Genomic DNA, 6365 nt, shown 5'->3' with positions numbered 1-6365 from the left:
CCGGTCCGGCTGCGGTTCGGTGGCGGAGAGGCGGACGACGAGGTCGTCCAGGTGGGTGAGGAGTTCCTCGGGGGAGAGGTCCAGGTCGGCCAGGGTCTGCACGGCGGTGCGCAGCCGGCCCATGGTGGCGGTGGCGGCCAGTCCGTGTCCGGCCACGTCGCCGATGACGAAGGCGACCCGGGCGGAGGACAGCGGGATGACGTCGTACCAGCAGCCGCCCAGTCCCGCCGCGGTGCCGGCCGGGACGTAGCTGCCCGCCGACTCGGCCGCGCCGAGGTCCGCGCCCTCCGGGGGCAGCAGGCTGCGCTGGAGGCTCTCGACGGTGCGCAGCTCGGCGGTGTAGCGCCGGGCGTTCTCCAGGCTCAGCGCGGCCCGGGAGGCGATCTCCTCGGCCAGTGGCACGTCGCTCTCGGCGAAGGGCGGGCGGTCGCGGGTGCGCCACAGGCCCACGACGCCCAGCACGTGGCCCCGGGCCCACAGCGGGACGAACAGCGCCGAGGCCGCCCGGCCGGGGAACAGCAGCCGCAGCCGTTCGGGGTCGATCGGCAGTTGCTCGCGCCAGGCGGTCATGTCGTCCACCAGGACGGTTCCCCCCTCGCGGAGGGCGTCGCTCTCCGCCTCCCGGGCGCGGACGGTGTCACCGAGGCGGTACGTGTCGGCGGGCCAGCCGCCGTCCGCCGACGCCACCGCCACCCGGCGCAGCACCGTCCCGGGGAGGAAGACGTCGGACTCGCGGCCCTGGGTCACCGCGTCGGACAGGTCCACACTCGCCAGGTCCGCGAAGGCGGGTACGAGGACCCCGGTCAGTTCCTCGGCGTTGCGGATGACGTCCAGGGTCCGGCCCAGCCGGGAGGCGGCGGCGTGCAGGAGTGCCAGCCGCCGTCGTGCGGTGTACTGCTCGGTGATGTCGGTGAAGACCGCCACGACTCCGACGGTGCGGCCGTGGGAGTCCTCCAGCCGGAAGGCCGAGGAGGACAGCATCCTTTCCCGCCCGGGGGCGTACAGCCGCCGTGCGGAGTGCTCCCAGTCGATGACCGCCTCACCGGTCTCCATCACCCGCCGCCACCGCTCCTCGATGGCCGCGGCGTCCTCCGGCACCAGGATCGCGCGCAGGTGCCTGCCGGGCGCGTGTGCCCAGGTGTCCGCCGTCCGGGGGGCGCCGAAGTGCTCCGGCCCGAGGTTCGCCCGGATGGTGCGCATCCCGGTGTCGTGGATCGCCAGTCCGATGCGGCTCTGGGTGAACAGTGTGCGCAGCAGCGCCTGGTCCTCCGACCAGCGGCGCCCGGCCCCGGAGGGGACGGCGCAGAGCAGGAAACGGGCCTCGCCCGCGGCGGGCAGTGGCAGCACCTCGACGTCCACCTCGGCGTCCACCTCGGCGTCCACCTCGGCGTCCGCCCCGGCGTCCGCCCCGGCCGCGGGGTCGTCCCGGCGCGGCAGGACGGTGCGGACCGTCCACGGCCCCGCGGGGGTGCCGCCGGGTGGTCCGGGCCAGGCTGCGGTCCAGGCTGCGGGGTCGGCGGTGAGGTCCGCGAAGGGACGGCCGCGGAGCTCCTCGCCGGAGCGGCCGGTCAGCGTCTGCGCCGCGGCCGTGCACTCCAGCACGGTCCCGGCCGCGTCCAGCACGAACACGGCGGCGCCGTCCGGCGGCCGGCCGCCGGTGCCGTGGGGGTACGCGGTCGGGTTCACTCGGCTGTCTCACCCCGGGGAGTACGAAGTGCGACCTACCCGGTCATTCAACCCCGGCCGGGTCCGGCGCGCATGCCGGTGGGCCGTGTGGCGGGCCGGTGCGCGGGGGTACGAGGGCTCCGGGACGTGTGGTCCCCGGACGGGACCGGGGGGATCTCGGGGGCACGCGAAAGGACGTCGAGGGGAGACAGCGGTGTCCCCGCGGGGACACCGGAGGAACGGGGAAGCGAGGCCGGCGGCTTCGGCCACCGTTCTCCGGCACGGCTCCGGGCCGGTCCGCCGCCGGCCGGACCGCCACCGGCGGGCGGCGACCGGTGAGAACATCTACCGACCGGAGGAGATGGTGTGGCCGACAACGTGGCCGGTGGCGGGAGCGGGGCCCGAGGATGGGCGGCGGAGCCGGGGTTCTGGCGGGAGGTGTCCGACCATCTGGGTGCCGGTCTGGCCGTGGTGGACGCCGCCGGGCTGATCGCCGCGGTCAATCCCGCCGCCGAGGAATTGCTGGGCCGTACCGCCGCGGAGATGACCGGGGAGGACTTCCACGAGCTGCTGCACCGCCGCGCCGACGGCTCGGCACCCCCGCGCGAGCGGTGTCCCCTGCTCACGGCCCTCGCCCACCGCACCCCGGCGCACGGCGAGCGGGGCAGTCTGCTGCGCGGCGACGGACAGCTGGTCCCGGTCGCCTGGTCCGGCGTACCCGTGGTCAGGGACGGCCGTCTGCTGGGCATGACGGTGCTGCTCACCGGCGGCACCGCCGGCCGGCGGCCGCACGGGGGCCCGCCGACGCACATGATCGCCCTGGAGGACTTCACCGACCGGATGGCCCTGGTCGCGGAGATCACCTCGGCGCTGGCCCAGACCCTGGACACCGAGGAGGCCCTCGGCCGGCTGGGACGTCTCCTGGTGCCCCGGCTGGCCGACTGGGCAGCCGTCGACCTGCGGGTCGAGAACGTCACCGGGGACGAGGTCCGCAGGGTCGCGGTGACCGGTCCCGAGGGCCGGGACACCGGCCGGGAGGTGTGGCAGGAACCCCTCCCGGCGGCGGCCGCGCGCTCCCGCTCCCCGCTGGTGCGCGTCCTGCACGGCGGTGAGCCCGTCCTCCTGGGGGCCGGGGAGATCGCCGCCCCGCCCGACTCGTCCCTGGCCGCCGTGCAGAGCGGATTCCTCCGGTCCCTGGGTGCCGCCTCCGCCATCACCGCGCCGCTGGGCACCGCCCGGCAGATCATCGGTGCCCTCACCCTGGTCCGCACCGATCCCGCCCGGCCGTTCGACGCCGCGGACCTGGCGCTGGTCGGCGACATCGGCCGCCGCGTCGGCCTGGCCGTCAACAACGCCCGGCTCTTCGGACGGCAGCGCGAGATCGCCGAGGCCATGCAGCACAACCTGCTCATCACCCCGCCCCAGCCCGGCCCGCTGCGGCTGACCGCCCGCTACCAGCCCGCCCCCGTCGGCTCCCAGGTCGGCGGCGACTGGTACGACGCCTTCCTCCTGCGCGACGGCGCCACCGCGCTGGTCATCGGGGACGTGGTCGGCCACGACCTGACCGCCGCCGCGGGCATGGCCCAACTGCACGGCATGCTCCGCTCCCTGGCCTGGGACCACACCGGACCGCCCGGCGCGATCGTCGACCGGCTCGACGACGCCATCCCCGCCATCACCAACGTCCCCATGGCCACTCTCGTACTGGCCCGGGTCGAGGGCCCCGAGGGCGGCCCCTGGCACCTGCGGTGGACCAGTGCGGGCCACCCCCCGCCCCTCCTGGTCACCGCGGACGGGCACGTCGAGTACCTCGAGCAGGGGCAGAACCTCCTCCTCGGCTCCCGTCTCGGCGGCGGCGGCCGTACGGACGCCACCGTGCCCCTGCCGCCCGGCTCCACCCTGCTGCTCTACACCGACGGTCTGATCGAGGTGCCCGGCAGCGATCTGGACACCGGACTGGGCCGGCTCCGCCGCCACGCCGCCGCGCTCGCCGGCCGGCCCCTGGACGAGTTCTGCGACCGGATCATCGGCCGGATGGCCTCCGGCAGCACCGACGACATCGCCCTGCTCGCCCTGCGCGTCCCGGCTCCCGGTGCCACCGTCCGGCCCGGTGCCGGGGCGGCTGCCGGAGTGGGTGCCGGGGCCGGCGGTCAGCCGCTGGTCAGCCGTCCTGCCCGGCGGGCCGGGCGGAGCGGAGGGGGGCACCGGCCCGGTGGAGACTGGCCAGCGCCTGCCGGTAGGAGGTGAGCAGCCCGGTCTCCAGATAGCTCACGCCCAGTTCCGCGCAGTGGCGGCGGACGAGGGGCTGGGCCCTGCGCAGGTTGGGGCTGGGCATGCTGGGGAAGAGGTGGTGCTCGATCTGGTAGTTCAGTCCGCCCAGCATGACGTCGGTGAAGCGGCCGCCGCGCACGTTGCGCGAGGTGAGCACCTGGCGGCGCAGGAAGTCCGGGCGGTCGTCGCCGGTCAGGGTGGGCATGCCCTTGTGGTTGGGGGCGAAGATGGCGCCCAGGTAGACGCCGAACAGGCACTGGTGGACGAGGAGGAAGGCGACCGCCATACCGGGCGGCAGCACCCAGAACAGCGCGGTCAGGTAGACCGCGAAGTGCCCGAACAGCAGCGCGCCCTCCAGCGCGCGGTGCTTGAGGGAGCGGTTGGCCAGTGCCCGCGCGCTGGCCACGTGCAGGTTGAAGCCCTCCATGGTGAGCAGCGGGAAGAACAGGAAGGCCTGCGCGCGGCCTATCAGCCGGGCCACCCCCCTGGCGGCACGGGCCTGCTTCTGGGACCAGACCAGCAGATCCGGGCTGACGTCGGGGTCGAGCTCCTCGTGGTTGGGGTTGGCGTGGTGCCGGGTGTGCTTGTCCTGCCACCACCCGTAGCCCATCCCGATGCAGGCCCCGGCCACCCGTCCGGCGGTCTCGCTGGGCCCGCGCAGCCGGAACACCTGGCGGTGGGCGACATCGTGCGCGACCAGGGCGACCTGGCCGAACATCAGGGCGAGGAAGGCGGCGACGGCGAGCGTCCACCAGCTCTGGCCGACGAGGGCGAAGGCGGCCCAGCCGCCGGCGTAGAGCAGGGCCACCACCGTGATCCGGACCACGTAGTAGCCGGGGCGGCGGTCCATGAGCCCGGCCTCGGAGATCTTCCTCGACAGCCGGGCGAAGTCGCTGCCGGACGGAGGCGGGGGCGGCGACGGGGGCCGGGATGCGGTGTGCGTGGTCATGCGGTGCTTCCGTTTCTGGGCTGTCGGTGGCGCTTCCGGGTGGGTCCCGGGGCCGGGGCCGGGGACGGTGGGGGCCGCGGGGGTGCGGCCCGCCCTCACAGCGCGATGTACTCGCGGATCCTGCCCCGCACCATCGGCCTGGAATCGCCGACGGCCAGGGGCATGGTGGGGAGGCGTTCGGCCAGGTCGGCGGGGGTGAGCGGGGGGCCGAGCGGCAGGGCGACCCTGCCTTCGGGGTTCTCCTGCCACTGGCCGCCCCCGACCTCGCGGACCCGGGCGACCCGGCCGTCGACGACGTAGACGACGGCCCGCAGGAGCGGGCGCCGGTCCCGGGCGACGGCGAACCACATGCGGTCCGCGTCCCGCTGGGCGGGGCTGTCCTCGCCCTGGCCGGTCTCGCCGTGGAGCCGCCCGTCCGGAGCGGTCCTCGCCGTGTGGGAGCCGCGGTAGACGACCATGGCCACCCCGGCGGCGCGTTCACGGGCCCGTACGGTCTTGGGGTCCAGGCCCAGGAGGGCGGCGGCCTGGCTGACTCCGCCCGCTCTCACCACGATCGCGCGGACCACCGTCGCGTGCTCCTCGCGGAGCTCCCGCTGGCGGGTCTCTATGGTGCGCAGCCGATCGAGGAGATCGCGCATGTCAATCCTTCATGGCATGGGCCGGAGGTCCTTACTTTCCATTTGTCCTCTATTCCGGGGCGGTTGTCAAAGGCGGGGAATGGCCTGGAGCCCTTCCGCGGGCCCGTGCGGCGGGGTGTGGCGGAGACAGGGGTGGGGAGCGGGAGCGCCTCGCACCCGCCGTGTACCCGCCGTACGGGTACCTTCCCATCGGCGTGCGGTGGCTCTCCGGACGCCCGGCGCGCACCGATGAGTTCCGCGCCGCAGGCCGGTCCACCCGGGTATGACCACAGGCATGAGTACACGGAGACCGGCCGGACCGGCCGTCGAGGAGCGGGCCGGGCAGCCGTACGTGGGGGTGCGGCGCACCGTCACCATGGACACGTTCGCCGTGGCCGGCGACCGGCTGCCGGAGATCATCGGATGGCTGGCGGAACGGGGCGCCGCACCCGCGGGGCCGCCGTTCTTCCGGTACCGCGTGATCGACATGGCGGGGGAGCTGGAGGTCGAGGCGGGGGTGCCGGTGGCCGCCCCCCAGCCGGTCGGCGGCGGAGACGGCGGTGACGGCGGCACCGCCGGCACCGGCGGCATCGGCGCCGAACTGTTCAACGGGACGCTGCCCGCCGGGCGGTACGCCGTCCTCACCCACCGCGGCCATCCCGACGAACTGATCGAGGTCACCGCCGGACTGCTGGACTGGGCCGCCGGGCGGGGCCTGGAGTGGGACATGGCGGAGACGGCCGCGGGGCAGCGGTGGGGATGCCGGCTGGAGAGCTACCTGACCGATCCGCGGGTGGAGCCCGACATGAGCCGGTGGGAGGTGGAGCTGGCCTTCCGGCTGGCCCGCTGACGGCCGCCGGCCC

At 75.3% G+C, this 6365-nt stretch carries 5 protein-coding genes; 2 read left to right on the top strand and 3 right to left on the bottom strand.

Annotated elements, in window-relative coordinates; genetic code table 11:
* A partial coding sequence (locus CUT44_RS06325) for a PAS domain-containing protein (protein WP_146252177.1) occupies positions 1-1686 on the bottom strand: 1686 nt, incomplete at its 3' end.
* Between the two features lie 345 nt (positions 1687-2031).
* Here CUT44_RS06325 and CUT44_RS06320 point away from each other — a divergent pair.
* Positions 2032-3912, top strand: coding sequence for a SpoIIE family protein phosphatase (locus tag CUT44_RS06320; protein ID WP_233221262.1), 1881 nt, complete (start codon positions 2032-2034; stop codon positions 3910-3912).
* Here the strand turns inward: CUT44_RS06320 and CUT44_RS06315 are convergent.
* A complete protein-coding gene (locus CUT44_RS06315; protein ID WP_100201168.1) occupies positions 3827-4885 on the bottom strand; it encodes a fatty acid desaturase family protein in 1059 nt (352 codons plus the stop codon). The genes CUT44_RS06320 and CUT44_RS06315 overlap by 86 nt on opposite strands.
* Positions 4886-4980: 95 nt before the next feature.
* Positions 4981-5523 carry a hypothetical protein gene (locus tag CUT44_RS06310; protein WP_100201167.1) on the bottom strand — a complete coding sequence of 181 codons (543 nt, stop codon included), beginning with the start codon at positions 5521-5523 and terminating at the stop codon, positions 4981-4983.
* Between the two features lie 274 nt (positions 5524-5797).
* Between CUT44_RS06310 and CUT44_RS06305 the strand changes: the two genes are divergently transcribed.
* Positions 5798-6352: a GyrI-like domain-containing protein gene (locus CUT44_RS06305; protein WP_199185631.1), complete on the top strand. Its 555-nt coding sequence runs from the start codon at positions 5798-5800 to the stop codon at positions 6350-6352.
* The last annotated feature ends 13 nt before the right edge of the window (positions 6353-6365 follow it).

Origin of the sequence: Streptomyces carminius (genome assembly GCF_002794255.1) — a bacterium.
Classification (GTDB): Bacteria; Actinomycetota; Actinomycetes; order Streptomycetales; family Streptomycetaceae; genus Streptomyces; species Streptomyces carminius.
This window is presented reverse-complemented; position numbering and strand designations above follow the sequence as displayed.

Excerpts from the sequence above, each read along its gene's own strand:
- CUT44_RS06315 (WP_100201168.1), bottom strand. The coding sequence starts at position 4,885 with ATGACCACGCACACCGCATCCCGGCCCCCGTCGCCGCCCCCGCCTCCG.
- CUT44_RS06310 (WP_100201167.1), bottom strand. The coding sequence starts at position 5,523 with ATGCGCGATCTCCTCGATCGGCTGCGCACCATAGAGACCCGCCAGCGG.
- CUT44_RS06305 (WP_199185631.1), top strand. The coding sequence starts at position 5,798 with ATGAGTACACGGAGACCGGCCGGACCGGCCGTCGAGGAGCGGGCCGGG.